This window comes from Ciceribacter lividus, assembly GCF_003337715.1.
GTDB classification, from domain to species: domain Bacteria; phylum Pseudomonadota; class Alphaproteobacteria; order Rhizobiales; family Rhizobiaceae; genus Allorhizobium; species Allorhizobium lividum.
Map to the genome: position 1 here is coordinate 239,557 of NZ_QPIX01000003.1, position 22,067 is coordinate 261,623.

The window sequence follows — 22,067 nt, forward strand, 5'->3', positions numbered from 1 at the left end:
CGAGTTATGGCACAACCCACTGCAGTCCCCCTTCCGAAGGTGAGTCCAAACGGCCGCGACGTCGGCTTCGCCCTCGGCATCGTGGGCATTCTCTGCATCCTGTTCCTGCCGATTCCGCCATTCCTGATCGACATGGGACTGGCCTTCTCGATCGCCTTTTCCGTTCTCATCCTCATGGTTTCGTTGTGGATACAGCGGCCCCTCGATTTCTCGTCCTTCCCGACCATTCTGCTCATTTCGACGATGATCCGGCTGTCGCTCAACATCGCGACGACCCGCGTCATCCTCTCTCACGGAAATGAAGGGCACACGGCCGCCGGCGGCGTCATCGCCGGCTTCTCGAGCCTTGTGATGTCCGGCGACTTCGTCATCGGTCTGATCGTGTTCATGATCCTGGTGACGGTCAACTTCATCGTCATCACCAAGGGCGCCACGCGCATCGCGGAAGTCGGCGCCCGCTTTACCCTGGATGCCATTCCCGGCAAGCAGATGTCGATCGACGCCGACTTGTCGGCTGGCATCATCGACGAGAAGGAGGCCCAGCGCCGCCGCCACGAACTCGAGCAGGAAAGCTCGTTCTTCGGCGCCATGGACGGTGCTTCCAAGTTCGTCCGCGGTGACGCCATCGCCGGCCTCATCATCACCGCCATCAACATTTTCGGCGGCATCGTTATCGGCTACTTCCGCCACGGCATGGAAATCGGCCAAGCCGCAGACGTCTTCGTGAAGCTGTCGGTCGGCGACGGTATCGTGTCGCAGGTGCCGGCGCTCATCGTCTCGCTTGCCGCCGGCCTTCTCGTGTCGCGCGGAGGAACGCCCGGCTCAACCGATCAGGCCGTCGTCAACCAGCTCAGCGGATACCCACGCGCCTTGTCCGTTGCGGCGGCCCTGATGGTGCTGCTGTCAATCATTCCCGGCCTGCCGTTGGTGCCCTTCCTTGCGCTCGGCGGCATCATGGCCTTCGGCAGCTGGTTCATTCCGCGCCAGATCGAAGCGGAGAACAAGCTGAAGCGCGAGCAGGAGGAAAAGAAGGTCATCCAGACCAAGGAGGCCGAGAAGGACTCGGTCAAGTCGGTGCTGAAGACCGCCGAGATCGAGCTGGCGCTCGGCAAGCTCGTTTCGACCCGGTTGCTCGGCGCTCACCAGGAACTCGCTTTCCGCGTCGGCAAGATGCGCCGAAAGTTCGCGAGCCAGTACGGCTTTGTCGTTCCCGAGATCAAGGTCTCCGACGATATCGCCATCCCGGAAAAGGCCTATCAGATCCGCATCCATGGCACGACAGTCGCTTCCAACCAGCTTCGGGTCGGGGAAGTGCTGGTCATCACTGGCTCCGGCCGCAAACCGAAGGTGCCGGGTGACGAAATCCGGGAACCGGCTTTCGGCATGCCGGCGGTTTCCGTTCTGGAAGCGTTTACCGAAGACCTCAAACGCGAAGGCTTCCACCCGATCGACAACGTCTCCGTCGTGCTGACGCACCTGAGCGAAGTGATCCGGAACAACCTGCCGCAGCTTCTCTCCTACAAGGACGTCAAGATACTGATCGACCGGCTCGATCCGGAATACAAGAAGCTCGCGGACGAGATCTGTTCGTCGCACATGTCGTATTCGGGACTGCAGGCGGTGCTGAAGCTTCTGCTGGCCGAACGTGTGTCGATCCGAAACCTGCACCTCATTCTGGAGGCCGTTGCGGAACTCGCTCCCCATGTCCGCAAGACCGAACAGATCGTCGAGCATGTCCGCGTGCGCATGGCCCAGCAGCTCTGCGGCGATCTCGCCGACAACGGCGTGCTGCGGGTGCTGCGGCTCGGCAGCAAATGGGACCTCGTTTTCCACCAGGCACTGAAGCGTGATGCCAAGGGCGAGATTGTCGAATTCGACATCGATCCGCGCAGCCTGGAAGAATTCAGCGAGCAGGCGAGCAAAGTAATCCGTGAATTCATGGACCGCGGCATGCCCTTCGTGCTTGTCACGTCTCCGGAAACGCGCTCCTATGTCCGCATGATCATCGAACGCCTCTTCGCGACCTTGCCGGTTCTGTCGCATGTCGAACTCGCCAAGGGCATCGAAATCAAGATACTGGGCTCCATTTCATGATAACCGACCCCGAGGGGACCGTGCTCGCCCTGTTTGCGGCCTTCTGCCGCATCGGGACGTGCCTGATGGTCCTCCCCGGTTTCTCGTCGGCAAGGGTCGCCCCTCAAATCCGGCTCTTCATTTCGCTTGCCGTGTCGCTCGCCATCCTGCCGGTTCTCTGGGACAGCATCTATCCCAAGGTGCACTCGGCCGGCTACGGCTACATCGGCATCGTCGCCGGCGAGGTCCTGGTCGGCGCGATGTACGGAATGATCCCGCGGCTCTTCGTCCTCGGCCTGCAATTTGCAGGATCGGCGATCTCGATGTCGATCGGCTTCAATGCGCCGGGCGGCGCGGACATCCTCGAGGACAACAGCGAGAACCAGCTGACCAACATGATCAGCTTCGCGGGGCTCATGCTGCTCTTCGTGATGGACTTCCATCACACGGTGTTGCGCGCACTCGTCGATTCCTACGGACTGATGCCGCTTGGCGTCTTCCCGGATGCGCAGAAAATGTTGATTTCGCTGACGGATACCCTCGGCACGACGTTCTATCTCATGCTGCGGCTGGCAAGCCCCTTCATCATTTTCGGGCTGATGTTCAACTTCTCCGTCGGTCTCATCAACAAGCTCGCCCCGCAGATCCCCATCTACTTCATTTCGCTGCCTTACCTCATCATCGGCGGCCTCTTCCTCCTCTATTTCGCGATAGCCGCGCTGGTCAGCCAGTTCGCCGGGCAATTCGCAGTCATATTCCTGGGATAGGGGCGGGGATATGGGACCGACCAGAAAATCGGAAAAGCTCGCCCGCCTCGTCTCCGTCCAGCGACACATGGAGCGCATGGCCGAGAGCGACCTTTCCAATACCGCCCGGCAGCGGGACGAAGTCGCGGCCTCGATGCACACGGTGATGGATGCCATCGGGTCGCTCGACCCCGTTCATCGGCTTTTTGCCCAGAACTATGCGGAACGCTTCGACCGTCTGGCGAACATGGAAAAGCAGCTTGCCGGCATCCAGCAGGCGCAGGAGGCCAAGGTCGTCAGGGAGCGAGTGAAGGGCGACCGCCTGGAGGAGAACAGGCGAGACGCCCGGCTGGACGAGGATCGCGAGGCCGACGACAACGCCATCTACGACCTCGTCGACATGCGCTACGCGACGCCAGCCTCCAGCAAGCTTCAGGAGTGATAGTCCCCGCGAACAAGCAATGAGGACGATCACGTGGCAATCTCACCTCCGAGCGATCTCGTTCTGGATGTCGTCCAGGCAGCCGACCCTCTGGACGTACAGGCGGCGCAGGCTCGTCTGAAGGCAAACCGGGCAGCCTTCGCCGCGACCAGCCTTGCGGAGAAGGGGGCGGGTTTCGGAGCGGCGGTCGACATCCTGGACGGCGCTGCATCGAAGGCCGGTCTCGGCAACGTGCAGAAGACCGGACACGACGAAACGCCGAAGGTCTACCGCGACTTCGAGTCGGTGGTCCTGCAGAACTTCGTGAAGTCCATGCTGCCGACGGATGCGGAAGCCGTCTACGGCAAGGGCAATGCCGGTGAGATGTGGAAGAGCATGATGGCCGAGCAGATCGGCGGGGTGCTCTCGGAAAACGGCGGTATCGGCATCGCCGACCAGATGTATTCGCAGGAACTCGCGCGGCACCGTTCGAAGGGCGTCGTCAACGCCGCCGTCGACGAGAAGGACCGCAGTGTTGCTCTCAGCATGGTGACCGATCTCGAGCGACGAACGCTCGGCGTCTCGGAAACCGAAAAACACAGCGCATAACAATCAGGATCTGGGGCTCTAAATGGAAGTCACCTCTAGCGACTACCGCATCAAGACGGTTCTCGGCCGTCTTGAAATGATCATCGACAACGAGAACCAGCGCATCGGCAAGGATCCGGAGTTCGACCTCAAGGTTTCCAATGCGCACAAGAGTCGCTGCCTTTACGAACTCACCATGCTCTGCCGCGACTCCGATCCGCGCGACCTGGCGGCGGGCTACATCGAGCAGATGCACAGCCTGAAGAAGAAGCTTGACCTGAACGCACAGCGCGTCGAGGCCCACCTTCACGCCGTCCGCGCGGTCGCCGATCTCCTCAAAGGTGCAGTCAGGGATGCCGACGCTGACGGCACCTACTCCCAGGAACAGTTCCGGTACAGCGAAAACTGATGGTCAAACTCGTCTTCGCCGGATTGTGGGTTTGCATCATCACGCTCGGAGCGGTCTTCTTCTCCGTTCGCATGGCGACGGCGCCCGTCGCCGCACCCGAAGCCGACGCCAAAGTGCCGACGGAGCTTGTCCGCGGAGAGTCGATCACGGTTCCGATGATCGCCAGCGGAGGCGTCAAAGGCTATTTCCTCGGGCGCATTTCCTTCATGGTGAACAAGGAGAAGCTCAAGGGCGCCAATCTGCCGATGACCGAGGTGATGACCGATGAGTTGTTCACGCTGCTCGTCGGCAACAAGATGGTCGATCTCGCCGATACCGAGTCCTTCGACCTCGCAGCGTTCCGTGAGGCGATAAAGGCCGACATCAACAAGCGGCTGGGAGACGGCCTCGTCGACGAGGTCCTCGTCGAACAGCTCGACTACCTGTCGAAAGAAGACGTCCGCGCCACCAGCGAGGCGCCCAAGAGCCCGACCGCCGCACCCGTCAAGATCGTTGAAGGTGTGAAGGTTCAGGATCCGGCCACCCACTGACGGCGCCGACCGGCTTCGCGCCGTGTCGTCCATAGGGCCTCCGATCCTTCCGCGGGGCAGTCGCCTCGGCCAATGCGGAATGCGCGGTTAATGTGGCGCTGTGCATTTGACTGATTTTCTTAAGCGCAATGTGATATTCAGCTGCTAAGGGAATTCCGATTGTTCTCCCGGAGCCTGAGTCCGATGCCGTCGCCTGATGCGTTTCCCTTCCGAGGTTTCGAACGGTGTTCCCGCGGCCGGGCCGGAGCAGGCTTGAAATGACGTCTGCCGCGAACAAGACAACCTGCTCGCAGCATCGCACGGTTTTCGGATTCCCGGTCTGCGACATGAGCTGGCAGGAGGCGCTCGCCCTCGTGAGCGATCTGGCTTCTTCGCCCTCCGGCCAGACCCAGATATTCTTCCTCAACGCGAACAACGCCAACATCATGCTGGCCGACGAGGAATACCGCAGGGTGCTCGAGGGGCACCTCGTCCTGCCGGACGGGATCGGCATGGATATCGCGTCGAAGTCGTTCAACGGCGTGCCGTTTGCCGCAAACCTCAACGGAACCGACTTCGTGCCCGCCCTTCTCACCTACATGGCCGTGGGCAAGCGTGTCGGCCTCATCGGTGGCCATCCGGACGTTCTGTCGAAGGCCGCGGCGCGGCTGCGGGAACACAGCCCCTGGCACGAGATCATCGAGATCGCCGACGGCTTCTTCGACAAGAACGACAGTGCGGCGGTGCTGGAAAAACTGGCCGCGGCGAAGGTCGACGTGCTGCTGGTCGCCATGGGAACGCCGCTGCAGGAAAAGTGGATCGGCCGGAACATCGCCCCGGAGCATGCCCGCGTCGTCATCGGTGTCGGCGCGCTCTTCGATTTCCTTGCCGGACGGGTTCCGCGTGCACCGGAGTGGGTGCGGCGGCTGCGATGGGAATGGGCTTACCGCCTCTGGATCGAGCCGAAGCGTCTCTGGTACCGCTATGTCGTCGGCATTCCGGTCTTCCTCCTGAGGGTCGTGCAGCACAAGATTGCCGGGCGTCGCGATCACAGGTCGTGACCCGGAGCGGTCTCTGGCTTGCATTCCCGCGGTCCGGCGCGCTTGGTTTCCGCTTGCAATTGCCGTTTTTTGACACCATAGGGCGGGCACAGGCAAACGGCGCTACGTCCCGGACGCTAGCTTTGCCGGCAGCAAACCAACGTGAGGGGATGAGCGTGACCACGGTTATTGACGGCAAGAAGGCGGCAGCTTCGGTCATCGAGGCAGTGACGAAAGCGGCCGCGGATCTGGAAAAGGATACCGGCAGGAGGCCGGGACTGGCAGTTGTCCTGGTCGGCACTGACCCGGCGAGCCAGACTTACGTGGCCTCCAAGAGCCGGATGGCGAAGGAGTGCGGTTTCACCTCCGTTCAGCATACGCTCCCGGAGGAGACGACGCAGGAGGCGCTGTTGGCGCTCGTGGCGGAACTCAATGCCGATCCGTCGGTCGACGGTGTGCTCGTCCAGCTGCCGCTCCCGAAGCACCTCGATTCGGAGAGGGTCATCCAGTCGATCCTGCCCGAAAAGGACGTCGACGGCCTGCATGTCGTCAATGCCGGCAAGCTTGCGACGGGAGACAGCGAGACCGGTCTCGTCTCCTGCACGCCGGCCGGGGCGATGATCCTCGTCCGGTCGATCCACGGCCGCGACCTGTCCGGCCTCAACGCGCTGGTCATCGGCCGCTCCAATCTCTTCGGCAAGCCGATGGCGCAGCTCCTGCTCGCCGCCAATGCCACCGTCACCATCGGCCATTCGCGCAGCCGTGACCTCCCGGCACTTGCCCGCAACGCCGATATCCTGGTGGCCGCGGTCGGCCGGCCCGAGATGGTCAAGGCAGACTGGGTGAAACCGGGTGCGACGGTGATCGACGTCGGCATCAATCGCATCGCTGCACCGGAGCGGGGCGAGGGCAGGACACGGCTCGTCGGCGACGTCGCCTTCCCGGAATGCGCGCCTGTCGCCGGTGCTATCTCGCCGGTTCCCGGCGGTGTCGGTCCGATGACGATCGCCATGCTGATGGCGAATACGGTCATCGCCGCCTACCGGGCGGAAGGCAAGCCGGCGCCGAAATTCTGACGGCGATCCCGCCGGGGCCGGTCCGCTCAGCGCGGGGCCGGTCCGGTCGATGCGCGGATGACGAGGTCGGCCTTCCAGAGTTCCTGCTCCGCGGGCTGTGGCTCCGTCCGCTTGATCTGCGCGATCAGCCGCTCGGCTATGCGAATGCCGGCAGCCCTCAGTGATGAACGGGTGGTCGTCAGCGGTACCGTGAAATTCTCCGGCTTGAGAAGCGGCAGGACGTCGTCATGGGCGACGAGCGAGATATCGTGCCCGAGCCGGAGGCCGGCGAGATTGATGGCTCTGACGGCGCCGAGCGCCAGCACGGTACTGGCACAGAGCACGGCCGTCGGCGGATCCTTCTCCTGCAGCAGCGCCGACATTTGCCGGAAGCCCTGTTCGTCGGTCATCGCGGTGTGGTGGGTGAGGGCGGGGTCGAGCGACAGGCCACGCGCCTTGAGCGCCGCCTTGGTGCCCAGTTTGCGGCGAATGGCGAAATCCAGATCCCGCGGGCCGTTGAGAAGTGCGATCCGCCGGTGGCCGAGATCGAGCAGAAGGTCGGTCGCATCGCGGAACGCACCCTCGTTGTCGACGTCGAGATAGGGATAGTCGTCCTGCAGGCCGTGTGAACGTCCGTGGATCAGGAAGGGTACGTGCAGCGATTTCGCCATGGCGATACGGGGATCTTTCTCGCGCATGTAGGCGAGGTAGTACCCGTCGACGCTGCCGCTCGCCACCAGCCAGCGGATCGCCTGTTCTTCTTCCCGCGGATGGGAAGGCATGATGACGAAATGGAAATCGTGCTTCAGCGCTTCTTCGCCGATGCCGGACAGGAATTCGCCGAAATGCACGTCGGAGGCGTGTCCGGCGGCCGTCGGCATCACGAGGCCGATCGATCCCGCTCGTCCGGTCGCAAGGCGCTGCGCGGCACGGTTTGGGCGATAGCCGGTCTCTTCGGCCGCCTTGAGCACGCGCTTTCGCGTTTCTTCGTTGACCTCCGGATAGCCGTTGATCGCCCGGCTGATCGTCGTCTGCGACAGGCCGAGAAGTTCCGACAATTGCTTGAGGTTCACGGTCCTCCACTCCTCCTGGGCGCCGGCTCCTTTGGGGAGCTCGGCCTATTTAGCAGCAGCCCGGGGGCTGACAACAAGAAAATAAAAAGGCAATCTTGCGTTGTTTGAGTGATCGCGAAAGCACGCGGCATCCAGGGCCGACGTGACGAAAAGAGCTTGACTCTTTTTCCTGCAAAGTGAAATGACTGAGAAGCCAAAGCGCTTTGAATAACCCGCTTATTGACAATTTGGCCCGTCGGCTCATCCGACGGAGAGTGTGATGGGAGGTAAGATCACATGAAGAAGGCCTTTACTTTGGGCGTTGCCGTACTCGCCCTGACTGCCGTGTCCGCCGGTGCTGCGGAGCTGAAGTTCAAGCCCGGCGAAGACAGCAAGTTCAACTGGGCGAGCTACGAGGAGCTGAAGAAGACGCAGCTCAAGGGCGAGCAGATCACCATTTTCGGGCCTTGGCTCGGCCCCGACCAGCAGCTGGTCGAGAGTGTTCTTGCCTATTTTGCCGAGGCGACAAGCGCCGACGTGCGTTACACCGGTTCCGACAGCTTCGAGCAGCAGATCGTCGTCGACCTCGAAGCCGGTTCGGCTCCGAACATCGCGATCTTCCCGCAGCCCGGCCTGGCATCCGACATGGCAAAGCGCGGCTTCCTGACCGATCTCGGCGACGACAACGCTACTTGGCTCAAGGACAACTATGCGGCCGGTCAGTCCTGGGTCGACCTCGGCACCTATGCCGGCAAGGATAGTGCCAAGCATTTCTACGGCTTTCCCTTCAAGACCGACCTGAAGTCGCTCGTCTGGTATTCTCCGGAGAATTTCCAGGATGCCGGCTATGAAGTGCCGAAGACGATGGAGGAACTGAAGGCGTTGACCGAGAAGATCGTCGCCGACGGCGGCACGCCGTGGTGCATCGGTCTCGGTTCGGGCGCGGCCACGGGCTGGCCGGCGACGGACTGGGTCGAAGATCTGATGCTGCGCACCACCTCGCCGGAGAACTACGACAAGTGGGTTTCCAACGAGATGAAGTTCAGCGACCCGATTGTCATCAACGCGATCAACGAGTTCGGCTGGTTCGCCAAGAACGACAAGTTCGTTGCCGGGGGCACGGCAGCCGTCGCCTCCACGGATTTCCGTGACAGCCCGAAGGGCCTCTTCTCCTCGCCCCCGCAGTGCTACATGCATCGCCAGGCCTCCTTTATCCCGTCCTTCTTCCCCGAAGGCACGGTCGTCGGTCAGGATGTCGACTTCTTCTACTTCCCGGCCTATGCCGACAAGAATCTCGGCAATCCCGTTCTCGGGGCCGGTACGACCTTCACCATCACCAAGGACAGCAAGGCTGCCCGCGCCTTCATCGAGTTCCTGAAGTCGCCGATCGCCCATGAAATCTGGATGGCGCAGAAGGGCTTCCTGACCCCCTACAAGAAGGTCAACACCGAGGTCTTCACCGATCCGACCGTCCGCAAGATGAACGACATCCTGCTGCAGGCGACCACCTTCCGCTTCGACGCTTCCGACCTGATGCCGGGTGCCGTCGGCGCCGGCAGCTTCTGGACCGGCATGGTCGACTATGTCGGTGGCAAGTCCGCCGACGATGTCGCCGCGTCCATTCAGAAGTCCTGGGACGCCATAAAGTAAGCGTCACGGAGAAGAATGCTGCTGACGGGCTCTCCCGGGGCATCGCGCCCCGGGAGAACCGCGCAGCCGGACGGCAAGCGTCGGGGGAGGACATCATGCATCCAGCATTGCAGGCTCTGGTTACGATCGTCATCGGTGTCGGTGGTTGTGTCGCCTATTTCTACCTGTCGAACGTTTTTCTCGACCGTGTTCTTTTCCCCGCGGCAGGCCCGAACGCCGGGCGCAACATCAACCGGGCCAATATGGTTCGGCCGTGGCTGTTCCTGTTTCCCGCCCTTTTCGCGCTCGGCCTTTATCTCGCCTACCCCGTCTTCGCGACGCTGTGGCTGTCGCTCACCGATCGCAGCGCCGGCGGCGCGTTCGTGGGGTTCGCCAACTATCAGCGGATGTTGAACGAATCGAAGTTCTGGGAAGCCATCAGCAACAACATGCTTTGGCTGATCGTGGTGCCGGCCGCATCCACTGCCTTCGGCCTTCTCGCCGCCCAGCTGACCGACCGTATCTCCTGGGGTAGTCTTGCGAAGTCCCTGATCTTCATGCCGATGGCGATTTCCTTTGTCGGCGCCTCGGTCATTTTCAAGCTGGTCTATGACACGCGTGCCGCCGGGCAGGAACAGATCGGTATCCTGAACGCTCTCTGGCTTTCCTTCGACGGAGGCTGGGGTTCCCTCCTCGTGCTGCGTCTTCTGCCGGCGCTGATCCTGCTCGCGTTTGCGGCCTTCGTCGCCTACGGCATCTACCAGGCGCTTCGCCCGCTCGTCTGGGGAGTCGGCTACCACGGCGGAAGCTCCTGGCAAGGCGTGCCGGTTCGCCTGGCGATCACCGGCGCCGGCGCGTGGCTCTGCTATCTTTCCCTCCATTCGGTCTACGCGGTCTTCGCCTTCGATTTTCCCTACGGGCAGCCCCAGACCTGGCTCACCATTTCCTTCTGGAACAGTTTCTTTCTGATGGTCGTGTTGATCTGGATTCAGACTGGCTTTGCCATGGTGATCCTCTCGGCAGCCCTGCGCGGGATACCGGAAGAGACCGTCGAGGCGGCGGTCATCGACGGTGCCAACGATTTCGAGATCTTCTTCAAGATCAAGGTGCCGCAGATCATGGGCACGGTGGTCGTCGTCTGGACCACGATCACGCTGGTCGTCCTGAAGATCTTCGACATCGTCTATGCCATGACCAACGGCCAGTGGGAGACACAGGTTCTCGCCAACTACATGTACGACAAGCTGTTCCGCGCCAATGACTGGGGTGTCGGCTCGGCGAGCGCCATCGTCATCATGCTCCTGGTGCTGCCGATCCTGGTCTGGAACGTCTACAACGCGCGCAAAGAAATGCGCTGAGCGAGGGGCTGGAACAATGGCATCGATCGCAGGCAAGAAATCCGGCCTCGTATGGGCGGTCCACATCTCGGTTCTCGTTCTGGTGGTCCTCTGGCTGTTGCCGACGGCCGGCCTCTTCATCTCGTCCTTCCGCACCGCGGATCAGATCGCGACCAGCGGCTGGTGGAGTTCCCTGTTCCCTCAGGAGCAAAACCTTGTCCTGCGCGCGGCCGCGCCTTCTGCGCAGAAGCAGGAGGGGAGCCTCTACGTCCTTTCGGGCAATATTCTCGCCGACAACAAAGCCTCCGCCGAGATGAACATATCGGCCTGGGGAACGTCCTCGCGCGCTATCGGCCAGTATGCGCCGGGCGATACCGCCGATCTCGGCGAGAGCGGCCGTGTCACCCTTCAGGCGAACGGTGATTATCGCATCGAGAGCAATGCCGAATTCACCGGAAGCCGGCCCCCGCGTCTCTTCGTGACCGCGACGGTGCCTCCGAAGTTTACGCTGGACAACTACCGGCACGTGCTTCTCTCCGGTTCGACGACCGACTCTATGGCGAATGCCTTCTTCAACACGCTGACGGTGACGATTCCGGCCACGGTCATCCCGATTCTGATCGCGGCCTTTGCCGCCTATGCGCTCGCGTGGATGGAGTTTCCAGGCCGCGCCCTGCTGATCGCCGCCGTTGTCGCCTTGCTTGTCGTTCCGCTGCAGCTCGCGCTCATCCCGCTTCTCAGGCTGCATCTCGCCATCGGCATCGGCAAGGGCTATCTCGGCGTCTGGCTCGCCCACACCGGGTTCGGCCTGCCGCTCGCGATCTACCTGCTCCGCAACTACATGGTCGGCCTGCCGCGCGACATCATCGAATGCGCGAAGGTGGACGGCGCTACCGACTTCCAGATCTTCACGCGCATCATCCTGCCGCTTTCGTTTCCCGCGCTCGCGTCCTTCGCGATCTTCCAGTTCCTGTGGACCTGGAACGATCTTCTGGTGGCCAAGGTTTTCCTGATCGACGCCACCGGGGAAACCACCGTCATGACCAACCAGATCGTCGAGCTTCTCGGAACCCGCGGCGGCAACTGGGAAATCCTCGCGACGGCAGCCTTCGTTTCCATGGCTGTGCCGTTGGCCGTCTTCTTTGCGATGCAGCGCTACCTCGTCCGTGGCCTGCTGGCAGGTTCGGTCAAGGGCGGCTGATCGGCGGCGGCCGAAATGTACAATACAGAAGGAAGAAACATGACAGCAATGACTGAGGCGACGCTCTCGCCCGACAAGGACTGGTGGCGCGGCGCGGTGATCTACCAGATCTATCCGCGCTCCTACCAGGACTCCAACGGCGACGGCATCGGTGATCTCAAGGGGATCACCGCGCGCCTGCCGCACATCGCGGGACTGGGCGCCGACGCCATCTGGATTTCTCCCTTCTTCACCTCGCCGATGAAGGATTTCGGCTACGACGTCTCGAACTATACCGACGTCGATCCGATGTTCGGATCGCTGGCCGATTTCGACGCGATGATCGCCGAGGCCCATCGCCTCGGGATCAGGGTCATGATCGACCTCGTCATCTCGCATACGTCCGACCAGCATCCGTGGTTCGTCGAAAGCCGTTCGAGCCGCATCAATGCGAAATCCGACTGGTATGTCTGGTCCGATCCGAAGCCGGACGGCACGCCGCCGAACAACTGGCTCTCGATCTTCGGCGGGTCCGCCTGGCAGTGGGACCCGACCCGCATGCAGTATTTCATGCACAACTTCCTGACCTCGCAGCCGGACCTCAACATGCACAATCCGCAGGTCCAGGATGCGGTGCTCGACGCCACGCGCTTCTGGCTGCAGCGAGGTGTGGACGGCTTCCGGCTCGACACGATCAATTTCTACTTCCACGACAGGCTTTTGCGCGACAACCCGCCGCTTGCGCCGGAACGGCGCAACGCCTCCACCGCGCCGGCGGTCAATCCCTATAACTTCCAGGATCACCTCCACGACAAGAACCAGCCGGAAAACCTCGAATTCCTGAAGCGTTTCCGTGCGCTGCTCGAGGAGTATCCGGCGATCGCGGCCGTCGGCGAGGTGGGCGACAGCCAGTACGGGCTGGAGATCGTCGGCCAGTACACGTCCGGCAACGACAAGATGCAGATGTGCTATGCCTTTGAGTTCCTGGCTCCCGAGCCGTTGACCCCGAAGGTGATCGCCGAGACCCAGAGGGCCTTCGCCGCAGCCGCGCCGGAGGGCTGGGCTTGCTGGGCTTTCTCCAACCACGACGTGGTCCGCCATGTGAGCCGCTGGGGTGCTGGCGTCGCTGACCGTACCGCCTTCGCCAAGCTGATGGCGGCAATTCTGATGACCCAGCGCGGCTCGGTCTGTATCTACCAGGGCGAGGAACTGGGGCTCACCGAAGCCGACATTGCCTTTGAGGACCTGCAGGATCCTTACGGCATCGAGTTCTGGCCGGAGTTCAAGGGACGCGACGGCTGCCGCACGCCGATGGTCTGGGACAATCTCGCCGCCCAGGCGGGTTTCTCCACCGCCGCGAAGACCTGGCTGCCGATCCCGGTCGAGCATGTCCTGAACGCCGTGAGCGTGCAGGAGGGCAGGGAAGATTCCGTGCTCGAGCAGTACCGTCGCTTCCTCGGCTTCCGACGTGGCCATCCGGCGCTCGTCAAGGGCGCGATCGAGTTCCACACGGTCGACGCGACGGCACTCGTCTACAGCCGCATTCTCGGCGACGAAACCGTCCTCTGCGCGTTCAACATGAGTGCGGAACCGGCGACGCTGACGATGCCCGCCGGCCGGTGGACGGCACTCGAAGGGCACGGCTTTGCAGTCGAAGTCGTTGGTGACAAGATCAAGCTTCCGGCCTGGGGCGCGTTCTTCGCGCGTCGTGGCTGACAACGAGAGGGGAGAACATGGCAGGTCTCGTTCTGAAGGATATCCGCAAGAATTACGGGCAGGTCAAAGTCCTTCACGGCATCGACCTGGAGATCAAGCAGGGCGAATTCATCGTCTTCGTCGGGCCATCAGGTTGCGGCAAGTCGACCCTGTTGCGCATGATCGCCGGGCTGGAGGATGTGACCTCCGGCGAGCTCCTCATCGACGGTCAGATCGTCAACGATGTCCCGCCCTCGAAGCGCGGCATCGCCATGGTCTTCCAGTCCTATGCGCTCTATCCGCACATGACGGTCTACGACAACATGGCCTTCGGAATGCGGATCGCCGGGCTCGCCCGCGACGAGATCGACCGCCGGGTGCGGGCCGCCGCCGATATCCTGCAGCTCGGCCCGTATCTCGACCGGCTGCCGAAGGCGCTCTCCGGCGGCCAGCGCCAGCGCGTCGCGATCGGCCGGGCGATTTGCCGCGACCCCAAGGTCTTCCTCTTCGACGAGCCGCTGTCGAACCTCGATGCGGCATTGCGCGTGGCGACCCGCATCGAGATCGCCAAGCTCAACGAGAGCATGCCGGACACGACGATGATCTATGTCACCCATGACCAGGTCGAGGCGATGACGCTTGCCGACCGCATCGTCGTGCTCTCGGCCGGCCGTATCGAGCAGGTCGGCGCGCCGCTCGAGCTTTACGAGCACCCTGCCAACCTTTTCGTCGCGCAGTTCATCGGCTCGCCGGCGATGAACATCATGCCTGCAACGATCGTCGAAACCGGCAAGACGACGACGATCGCACTCAAGGATGGCAGCACCGTTTCGGTGGACATCCAGACGCCGGCCACTGACAAGGGAAAGAAGGCGAGCTTCGGTGTGCGGCCGGAGGATCTCAGCATCGCCAACGGCGACAACCAGCTCTTCGAGGGCACCGTCAGTCTCGTCGAGGCGCTCGGCGAAGTGACCCTCCTCCATGTCGATGGCCCGGTCGAGGACGAACCGATCACGGTCAAGCTGCCGGGCGTGGCCGACGTCAGGAAGGGTGCGACGCTGCGCTTTGCCGCGGACCGGGTGAAACTGCATCTCTTCGATGAGAGCGGGCGCAGCTATTACAAGGGTTGACCACAGGTCCTTAACCTCTCGTTTGCCATGATACAGAACCCGCACGGAACGCAGGTTTGGGCCTTCGTGATGTCACGTTCTGTTAAATCTCGAAGAGCTACTTTTCCTTCAGACGATGTGGAAGGGGAACCGAGATGGGAAGCTTTTCGGGTGGCACGAACTACCTGCAGAGGGAAGAATCCTTCATGTACGACCGCGAAGGGCGGTTCCGCATGGAAGACACCCGCAATGCGGCGCGCATCGAGTATACCGAAAAGGGCGTCATGCACATGGCGGCGCGGCGCTGCGACGTCATCAGGATTTCCCGCAGCAGCGCCATCCTCGCACTGCTCACCCAGTACACGCTGCCGCAACAGTTCTACCTCGATATCCCCGATGCGCGGATTTCAAAGATCGGTTGTGTCCTGATGAAGGTCTTCGTCAACGACACGATCGAAGTGCGTTTCCTTCGCCTGCTTACGGAGAAGGAGCTCGATCGCATCTTCGTCTTCTCGACCCATCCCGCCCATCGCGACAAGGTGCTCGACATCCGTTCCTGGTGAGAACCGTCTTCCGCTGAAGCGGAAGCGATGACGAACGAATACGAGGCCGTGCCTGTGCGCGGCCTTTCTGTTTGCCGGCATCGTCGACCCCATTCCCGGACCCATCCTGCGGCTCTCCGGCCGCCGGGGCACACTTCTTCGCAGCGCGTAAACCTCTTGGTTACCAACTTTCTTCATAGTTTAGCTTGTCCGAAAGGCGTCGCCCCTCTTTGGCCATAACCGGATCATCAATTCGGCAAAGTTGCTGGGCAGGAGCGGCGGATGAGTTTTGTGTCCGGTAGCGAGTAAGAGTATGTCGTCCCTGACCCAGTTGCGTCGTCAGCAGAACAGTGCCTCACTAAGAGGCGGTGTGTCCCGCAAGTCTCTCGTTGTGGCAGGGCTGCTCGGCGCCGGCGTGGTGACCGCGCTCTGGACCTCGGCGGTCATTGCGACCGTCCACACCATGGGTGGCTCCGGCGATGTCGCCTACCGGCACGGCACCAGGGCCGGCCTGGCACTGGCGCTCCACGATGCCTCGCTCGTCGCCAGCCCGTCTTCCAAGACCTCTCGTCCGCCGGCGCCGCCGGCCGTCATCGAGGCCGCCAAGATGCGGATCGCCGCGGCGGTCGCCAGCACCGACGATGCCGAATTCGCTGTCCTTCCCGATGAGATGAGCCTCACGTCCGTCGACAAGTCCGACCGGCTCGCCTGGTCGCGGGCCGGTGTCTCCCCCGATGAGCAGGCGCTGGCGGTTCTGAAGAAGGCGCTGGCCCGCGCGGATGGCGAGCGTGTGGCGAGGCTTGCTCTTGCGGCCGAACTCGAGAAGGAGCAGGCGACGTTCGCCAAGGCGCAGATGACGGCCTCTGCAGCCTCTACGAACGACGAACTGACCACCGGCTCGATTCCCGCCTCGAACGACGCGGCGACCGCGCTCGCCTATGCCGCACCCACCTCGGCGCGCGAGACGGTCGACAGCGCGCTCGTCGAGGATGCCTTCGACGAGGTGCTTGCTGGCGGCGAGGAGATCGACGACGCCCTTCCGGAAGACGGGCCTTTGCCCGCGGTGCGCCCGCGGATTGCCGCGCCTGCCGCGAAGGCCGAAGTCGAGCAAGACCCCAAACCGGAGGACAAGCCGGCGAAGTCGCCGCTCCTCACCTATGCCAAGCCTTCGAAAACGATCATCGAGGAGGACGAGGACCGTCCATCGATCTTCGGCCGCAAGGCGCAGCTTCCCGGCCGCGGTAGCCGGATTGCCGTCTACGACATCTCCGCCGGCATTGTTCACATGCCGAACGGCGAGAAGCTCGAAGCCCATTCCGGCCGCGGTTCCTACCGAGACAATCCGAAATACGTCCATGTGAAGATGCGCGGCTCGACGCCGCCGAACGTCTACAGCCTGCGCATGCGCGAGTCCCGCTTCCACGGGGTCGAGGCGATCCGCATGACCCCGGTCGGTGACGCCAAGATGTATGGCCGTGACGGCTTTCTCACCCACACCTATCTCCTGAGGGTGCGCGGCGATTCCTCCGGCTGCGTCGTCTTCAACGACTACAACCGTTTCTTGAACGCCTTCAAGCGCGGCGAGGTCAAGACCCTGATCGTCGTGCCGCGCATGGCCGACCTCAACCGCTACATGGCGATGCTCTGAGGCACTACATCGCAGTGGGGGACCGTTCCTGCCTTGCCTCGCCGGCGAGTGCGCCGGGCGGTCGTCCGGTTACCCGTTTGAATGCCCGCGAGAAGGCCGCCTGCGAACCGTAGCCCAGACGATGGGCGGCGGTCTCGATCGGCATGCGGTCGCGGCTGATCCACTGGGCGGCAAGCCGCATGCGAAGCTCAGTCAGGTAGCGCACGGGCGTCACGCCCGTAACCGCAAGGAAACGCTCGGCGAAGACGGAGCGTGATGCGCCCATGAGCTTCGCCAGTTCCGCAAGCGTCCAGTCGCGACCGGGCTCGCGATGAAGGGCGACCAGCACGCGCCCGAGACGCGGATCGCGTAGCGCGGCAATCCAGCCGGTCGCGTCGCCACAGCCGCATTCCACCCATGCCCGGACGATGGAGGCTGCGACCACGTCTGCGAGGCGGGCGAGGATGCCCGCATAGCCGGCGCGGCCCTGGCTGACCTCCCGTGCCATCGCCTCCAGCATCGGCAGGATTTCCGGATAGCGCACCATGATCGTGCCCACCCGCATGACCTCGGGCATCAGCGCCACGAGCGGATGCATGCTGCCGAGATCGAAATCCATGCAGGCGGAGAAGATCAGGACGCGTTCCTTCTCGCTGCAGGCGCTCTCGTCGCAGGCCCTGATGTCGCTCACCATCGAGCAGAGAGGCTCCCGCCGCAACGAGGCGAGCTCGGTGCAGGGCCGGGAGATGTCCGGCGATGAACCGATCAGGTGAAGGCCACCGCGCGGCAGAAGCGCCGCATCGCCCGCCTTCATTTCATGAAGTACGCCGCTCGGTGCCCGCAGCGCAATCGACCCACGCGCCACGAACAGGAATTTGGCGCGGCTGTCTCCTTCGCCGAAGGCATAGGCGAAGGGTGGCGAGAGCTCCATGCGGCGGTAGTCGACGCCTACGAGCCGCATGCCGAGCAGCAACTCGCTGACGAGGTCCGTGTCGAGTAAGCCGGACGGAGTTGGACTGTCGGACTTTCGATCAAGCATAACGGACTATGTGGCATAGAAAGTCCGGAGAGTCCAGCCTAGCTTCTTGCCATGTAACTCCTCCCATCGCGAAAGGACAAACCGATGACTTCCACGACCAACCGCGACCGGGGCGCCGGCGGACCGCAAGCGCCGGCCTGGCCCGCCGTCATCTCCATGGCGCTCGGCGTCTTCGGCCTTGTGACTGCGGAATTCCTGCCGGCGAGCCTGTTGACGCCGATCGCCGCCGAACTCGGCATTAGCGAAGGGACGGCCGGGCAGGCGGTGACCGCGACCGCGGTCGTCGGTTTTGCCGCCAGCCTTCTGATTACCGCTGCGGCGCGGCGTGCCGACCGGCGCCACCTTCTGCTTTTCTTCTCGATATTGCTGGTGGCGTCGAACCTCTTCGTCGCACTGGCTCCCGGCCTGACGATGCTGCTTCTCGGCCGGGTGCTGCTGGGACTGGCGCTCGGTGGTTTCTGGACCATGGCGACGGCCGTCACCATGCGGCTGGTGCCGCCGGTCTTCATCCCGCGGGCACTCTCGATCATGTTCAGCGGCGTCTCGGCGGCGACGATCCTCGCCGCACCGCTCGGCAGTTTCCTCGGAGATCTGGCCGGCTGGCGGAGCGTCTTCTTTCTCGCCGCAGGGCTCGGCGGCCTGGCGCTTGTCGTACAGTTCATCACGCTCCCTTCGATGCAGCCAACTGGCAGCACGCGCCTGTCGACGCTCGTGGAGGTATTGGCACGGCCGGGTATCGGGCTTGCCATGGCAAGCGTCACGCTGGTCTTCGCCGGCCATTTCGCCTTTTTCACCTATCTGCGTCCCTTCCTCGAAGAGGTCACGGATGCAGGCATCAGCGCTGTTTCCGGTATCCTCTTGGGTTTCGGGCTCGCCAATTTCCTAGGAACGTTGCTTGCGGGACCGTTGCTGGGGCGCAGCCTGCGCATGACGTTGACCGCAGCGCCGCTGCTGCTTGCGGTTCTCGCCATGTCTCTCGTCGGTTTCGGCCAGAGCGCGGTTGTCGATGTCTCCGTGGTCGCGCTCTGGGGGCTTGCTTTCGGCGCTGTGCCGGTCGCCTGGACCACCTGGCTCACCCGTGCGGTGCCCGATCAGGCGGAGACGGCAGGCGGGTTGTTGGTCGCGGCGATCCAGTTCTCGATCGCGCTCGGCGCTGCCGCCGGCGGCGTGATCTTTGACGTGTCCGGCGCTGCCGGTGTTTTTTCGGCGAGCAGCCTCGCCCTTCTTGTGGCGGGCCTGACGATCATGGTCGGCGTCCGGCCGCCGGCGGTCGCGCTGGCCGAATAGGACCATTTGGAAGCGGGCAGTACGAGGCCCGGCAGACAGCACCCTCTCCTCCGTCTGGAGGAGAGGGTGTCGCGTTTCCGGTCAGTAGAGGACGCTGGCGCCCTGGTCGGCGGGGCCGGCGGTGCGGCGGAAGGTGGCGAAGAGTTCGCGGCCGAGACCGAATTCGTTCTCGGAAAGATCGACCGTAACCGCCGGGCGGGCGTCGAACTCGGCCGCGTCCACCATCACTTCCAGCGTCCCGGTGACCGCGTCCAGCCGGATCATGTCGCCGTTGCGGATCCTGGCGATCGGTCCGCCGTTGCTCGCCTCCGGCGTCACGTGGATCGCCGCCGGCACCTTTCCCGAAGCGCCGGACATCCGCCCGTCGGTGACGAGCGCCACCTTGTGGCCGCGGTCCTGCAGCACGCCGAGGGGCGGGGTGAGGCGATGCAGTTCCGGCATGCCGTTCGCGCGCGGGCCCTGGAAGCGGACGACGGCGACGAAGTCGCGGTCGAGCTTGCCCGCCTTGAACGCGTCCTGCAACTCCTGCTGGTCATGGAAGACGATCGCCGGCGCCACGACCACGTGCCGCTCGGGTTTCACGGCGGAGATCTTGATCACCGACTTGCCGAGATTGCCGGTCAGCATCTTGAGGCCGCCGGTCGGCTGGAACGGCGTTTCGATTGAGGCGAGCACCTTCGGATCAGCGCTCTTCTCGGGGGCCGCCTCGCGTTGAACGGTTCCGTCGTCCGCGAGCCTCGGCTCGACGGTGTAGGCGGCGAGCCCGTGGCCGTAGACGGTGCGGACGTCCTCATGCAGGAGACCGCCCTTCAGGAGTTCCTTGATGAGGAAGCCCATGCCGCCGGCGGCATGGAAATGGTTCACGTCGGCGAGGCCATTCGGGTAGACGCGGGCGAGAAGCGGCACGATGTCGGAGAGATCGGAGATGTCCTGCCAGGTCAGCTCGATACCGGCGGCGCGCGCCATCGCAACGAGGTGCATGGTGTGGTTGGTGGAGCCGCCGGTTGCATGCAGCCCGACGACGCCGTTGACGATCGAGCGTTCGTCGATCATCTCGCCGACCGGCGTGAACGCGTTGCCGAGTGCGGTGATGGCGAGCGCCCGCTTGGCGGCCTCCCGGGTCAGCGCGTCCCTGAGCGGCGTGTTGGGGTTGACGAAGGAGGCGCCCGGCATGTGCAGGCCCATGATCTCCATCAGCATCTGGTTGGAGTTTGCCGTGCCGTAGAAGGTGCAGGTGCCGGGACCGTGATAGGATTTCGATTCCGCGTCCAGCAGTTCGGCGCGGCCGACCTTGCCTTCGGCATAGAGCTGGCGGATGCGCGACTTTTCGTCGTTCGGCAGGCCGCTGGTCATCGGCCCGGCCGGAATGAAGACGGCCGGCAGGTGGCCGAAGGTCAGCGCTGCGATCGCCAGGCCGGGGACGATCTTGTCGCAGATGCCGAGATAGACCGCCGCATCGAACATGTTGTGCGAGAGGCCGACGGCCGTCGCCATGGCGATCAGGTCGCGGGAGAAAAGCGAGAGCTCCATGCCGGGCTGGCCCTGGGTGACGCCGTCGCACATGGCCGGAACGCCGCCGGCCACCTGCGCCACGCCGCCGGCTTCGCGCGCGGCGTCGCGGATGATTGCGGGGAAGGTTTCGAACGGCTGATGCGCCGACAGCATGTCGTTGTACGAGGTGATGATCCCGAGATTGGGCACGGTGTCGCCGGCGAGATCCGCCTTCTCCGACGGCGCGCATGCGGCGAAGCCGTGGGCGAGATTGCCGCAGGAGAGCACGGAGCGGTGGACGCCCTTGGCGATCTGGCTGCGGACGCGGTCGAGATAGCGCTCGCGGCTCGGCTTCGAGCGTTCGACGATTCGCCTGGTGATGGCTTCGATGCGTTTGTCGGCGGTCATGGATGTCATCCTGTCTGTTCGGGTGAACGGACCGCGAAGGGAAGATCGCACGCCCGTTCGGGCTCATCTCGGCGCCGGCCCGGCCGGCAGTCGGGCTGCCGGCGGTGCGGACGCGACAAGGAGGGCGTCAGGGCGCCCAGTATATCTCGACGGGCGAGGCGGCGCGATTGAGAACCGCACGAACCGGCATTTCGGCCTCGTCCGTTCCGGCGAGCGCCTTTTGGAGCACGGCCTTCTTCTCCGCGCCTTCGATATGAAGCACCAGAAGCCGGGCATCCTGAAGGCTGGAGAAGGAGAAGGTGAGGCGGGTTTCGCCGGCACCTTCGGCCTCCATGGTCATCACCCGCCGCGGCAGCGAAAGGTCGAGCGCTTCCGCAAGATGGTTGCCGCCGGGGAAGAAGGAGGCGGTGTGGCCGTCATTGCCCATGCCGAGCACGACGATGTCGAAGGGCTGCGCGAGTACCGCCGCCGCTTCGGTCGCGCGTTCGGCGGCTTCTTCCGCCGAGGCCGCGGGGCTGAAGAGCGGCAGGAAGCGTGCGTTTGCCGCGGCGTTCTTCAAAAGATGCGTCGCGACCAGGAGGTGGTTGGAGCGCGGATTGTCGGCGGGCACGAAGCGCTCGTCGACGAGCGTCACGGTGACCTTCTCCCAGTCGATCGCCTCGCGCGACAGGGCCTCGAAGAAGGCCTTCGGCGTCGAGCCGCCGGAAACGGCGATCGAGGCTTCGCCGCGCGCGGCGACAGCCGCCGAGAGCGCTGCGGCAACCGTGGCGGCAAGTGCTGCCGCGAGTGCGGCGCCGTTTTCGAAGATGTTTTCCTTCATGACCATGGCG

At 63.5% G+C, this 22,067-nt stretch carries 20 protein-coding genes; 16 read left to right on the top strand and 4 right to left on the bottom strand.

Annotation, left to right across the window (positions count from 1 at the left end):
- The first annotated feature begins 6 nt into the window (after nt 1-6).
- From flhA to folD, 8 genes are all read left to right on the top strand, one after another.
- Nucleotides 7-2,094, top strand: a complete 2,088-nt coding sequence (gene flhA / locus DFR48_RS07395; protein WP_114362530.1) for a flagellar biosynthesis protein FlhA — start codon at nt 7-9, stop codon at nt 2,092-2,094.
- Nucleotides 2,091-2,840: a flagellar biosynthetic protein FliR gene (fliR, locus tag DFR48_RS07400; RefSeq protein ID WP_114362531.1), complete on the top strand. Its 750-nt coding sequence runs from the start codon at nt 2,091-2,093 to the stop codon at nt 2,838-2,840. The genes flhA and fliR overlap by 4 nt, the downstream gene beginning before the upstream one ends.
- A gap of 10 nt (nt 2,841-2,850) precedes the next feature.
- Entirely contained in the window at nt 2,851-3,261 is a 411-nt protein-coding gene (locus tag DFR48_RS07405) for a hypothetical protein (RefSeq protein ID WP_114362532.1), read from the top strand.
- Nucleotides 3,262-3,294: 33 nt separating this feature from the next.
- The gene (locus tag DFR48_RS07410; protein ID WP_114362533.1) at nt 3,295-3,849 is read left to right on the top strand and encodes a rod-binding protein; all 555 of its coding nucleotides are present in this window, start codon (nt 3,295-3,297) and stop codon (nt 3,847-3,849) included.
- Between the two features lie 22 nt (nt 3,850-3,871).
- Entirely contained in the window at nt 3,872-4,237 is a 366-nt protein-coding gene (locus DFR48_RS07415; protein WP_112689009.1) for a hypothetical protein, read from the top strand.
- Nucleotides 4,237-4,767 (top strand): flagellar basal body-associated FliL family protein, encoded by a 531-nt coding sequence (locus DFR48_RS07420; RefSeq protein ID WP_114362534.1) that lies wholly within the window; start codon nt 4,237-4,239, stop codon nt 4,765-4,767. The genes DFR48_RS07415 and DFR48_RS07420 overlap by 1 nt, the downstream gene beginning before the upstream one ends.
- Before the next feature lie 257 nt (nt 4,768-5,024).
- Nucleotides 5,025-5,807, top strand: coding sequence for a WecB/TagA/CpsF family glycosyltransferase (locus DFR48_RS07425; protein ID WP_114362535.1), 783 nt, complete (start codon nt 5,025-5,027; stop codon nt 5,805-5,807).
- Nucleotides 5,808-5,962: 155 nt separating this feature from the next.
- The gene (gene folD, locus DFR48_RS07430; RefSeq protein ID WP_114362699.1) at nt 5,963-6,862 is read left to right on the top strand and encodes a bifunctional methylenetetrahydrofolate dehydrogenase/methenyltetrahydrofolate cyclohydrolase FolD; all 900 of its coding nucleotides are present in this window, start codon (nt 5,963-5,965) and stop codon (nt 6,860-6,862) included.
- Nucleotides 6,863-6,888: 26 nt separating this feature from the next.
- On the opposite strand, the gene DFR48_RS07435 is transcribed toward folD, so the two are convergent.
- Nucleotides 6,889-7,914 (bottom strand): LacI family DNA-binding transcriptional regulator, encoded by a 1,026-nt coding sequence (locus DFR48_RS07435; RefSeq protein WP_114362536.1) that lies wholly within the window; start codon nt 7,912-7,914, stop codon nt 6,889-6,891.
- Nucleotides 7,915-8,190: 276 nt separating this feature from the next.
- Between DFR48_RS07435 and DFR48_RS07440 the strand changes: the two genes are divergently transcribed.
- The 7 genes from DFR48_RS07440 to DFR48_RS07470 all read left to right on the top strand — a co-directional run bounded on the left by DFR48_RS07440 (nt 8,191) and on the right by DFR48_RS07470 (nt 17,033).
- Complete coding sequence (locus DFR48_RS07440; RefSeq protein ID WP_114362537.1) at nt 8,191-9,543, top strand: ABC transporter substrate-binding protein; 1,353 nt, start codon at nt 8,191-8,193, stop codon at nt 9,541-9,543.
- A gap of 95 nt (nt 9,544-9,638) precedes the next feature.
- Nucleotides 9,639-10,880: a carbohydrate ABC transporter permease gene (locus DFR48_RS07445; RefSeq protein WP_114362538.1), complete on the top strand. Its 1,242-nt coding sequence runs from the start codon at nt 9,639-9,641 to the stop codon at nt 10,878-10,880.
- 16 nt (nt 10,881-10,896) lie between these two features.
- Entirely contained in the window at nt 10,897-12,060 is a 1,164-nt protein-coding gene (locus DFR48_RS07450) for a carbohydrate ABC transporter permease (protein ID WP_114362539.1), read from the top strand.
- 39 nt (nt 12,061-12,099) lie between these two features.
- Entirely contained in the window at nt 12,100-13,755 is a 1,656-nt protein-coding gene (gene bglA / locus DFR48_RS07455) for a beta-galactosidase BglA (RefSeq protein ID WP_114362540.1), read from the top strand.
- 17 nt (nt 13,756-13,772) lie between these two features.
- On the top strand, nt 13,773-14,864 hold the full coding sequence (locus DFR48_RS07460) for an ABC transporter ATP-binding protein (RefSeq protein ID WP_114362541.1): 1,092 nt from the start codon (nt 13,773-13,775) through the stop codon (nt 14,862-14,864).
- A gap of 134 nt (nt 14,865-14,998) precedes the next feature.
- Entirely contained in the window at nt 14,999-15,406 is a 408-nt protein-coding gene (locus tag DFR48_RS07465; RefSeq protein WP_112689027.1) for a hypothetical protein, read from the top strand.
- 349 nt (nt 15,407-15,755) lie between these two features.
- Nucleotides 15,756-17,033: a DUF2778 domain-containing protein gene (locus DFR48_RS07470; RefSeq protein WP_245415544.1), complete on the top strand. Its 1,278-nt coding sequence runs from the start codon at nt 15,756-15,758 to the stop codon at nt 17,031-17,033.
- 4 nt (nt 17,034-17,037) lie between these two features.
- On the opposite strand, the gene DFR48_RS07475 is transcribed toward DFR48_RS07470, so the two are convergent.
- Nucleotides 17,038-18,051 carry an AraC family transcriptional regulator gene (locus tag DFR48_RS07475; RefSeq protein ID WP_114362542.1) on the bottom strand — a complete coding sequence of 338 codons (1,014 nt, stop codon included), beginning with the start codon at nt 18,049-18,051 and terminating at the stop codon, nt 17,038-17,040.
- A gap of 84 nt (nt 18,052-18,135) precedes the next feature.
- On the opposite strand from DFR48_RS07475, the gene DFR48_RS07480 reads away from it, so the two are divergent.
- Nucleotides 18,136-19,338, top strand: a complete 1,203-nt coding sequence (locus DFR48_RS07480) for an MFS transporter (RefSeq protein WP_114362543.1) — start codon at nt 18,136-18,138, stop codon at nt 19,336-19,338.
- An 81-nt stretch (nt 19,339-19,419) separates the two neighbouring features.
- Here DFR48_RS07480 and edd read toward each other — a convergent pair whose 3' ends face one another.
- A complete protein-coding gene (edd, locus tag DFR48_RS07485) occupies nt 19,420-21,237 on the bottom strand; it encodes a phosphogluconate dehydratase (RefSeq protein ID WP_114362544.1) in 1,818 nt (605 codons plus the stop codon).
- A gap of 127 nt (nt 21,238-21,364) precedes the next feature.
- Entirely contained in the window at nt 21,365-22,063 is a 699-nt protein-coding gene (pgl, locus tag DFR48_RS07490) for a 6-phosphogluconolactonase (RefSeq protein ID WP_114362545.1), read from the bottom strand.
- Nucleotides 22,064-22,067 lie beyond the last annotated feature (4 nt).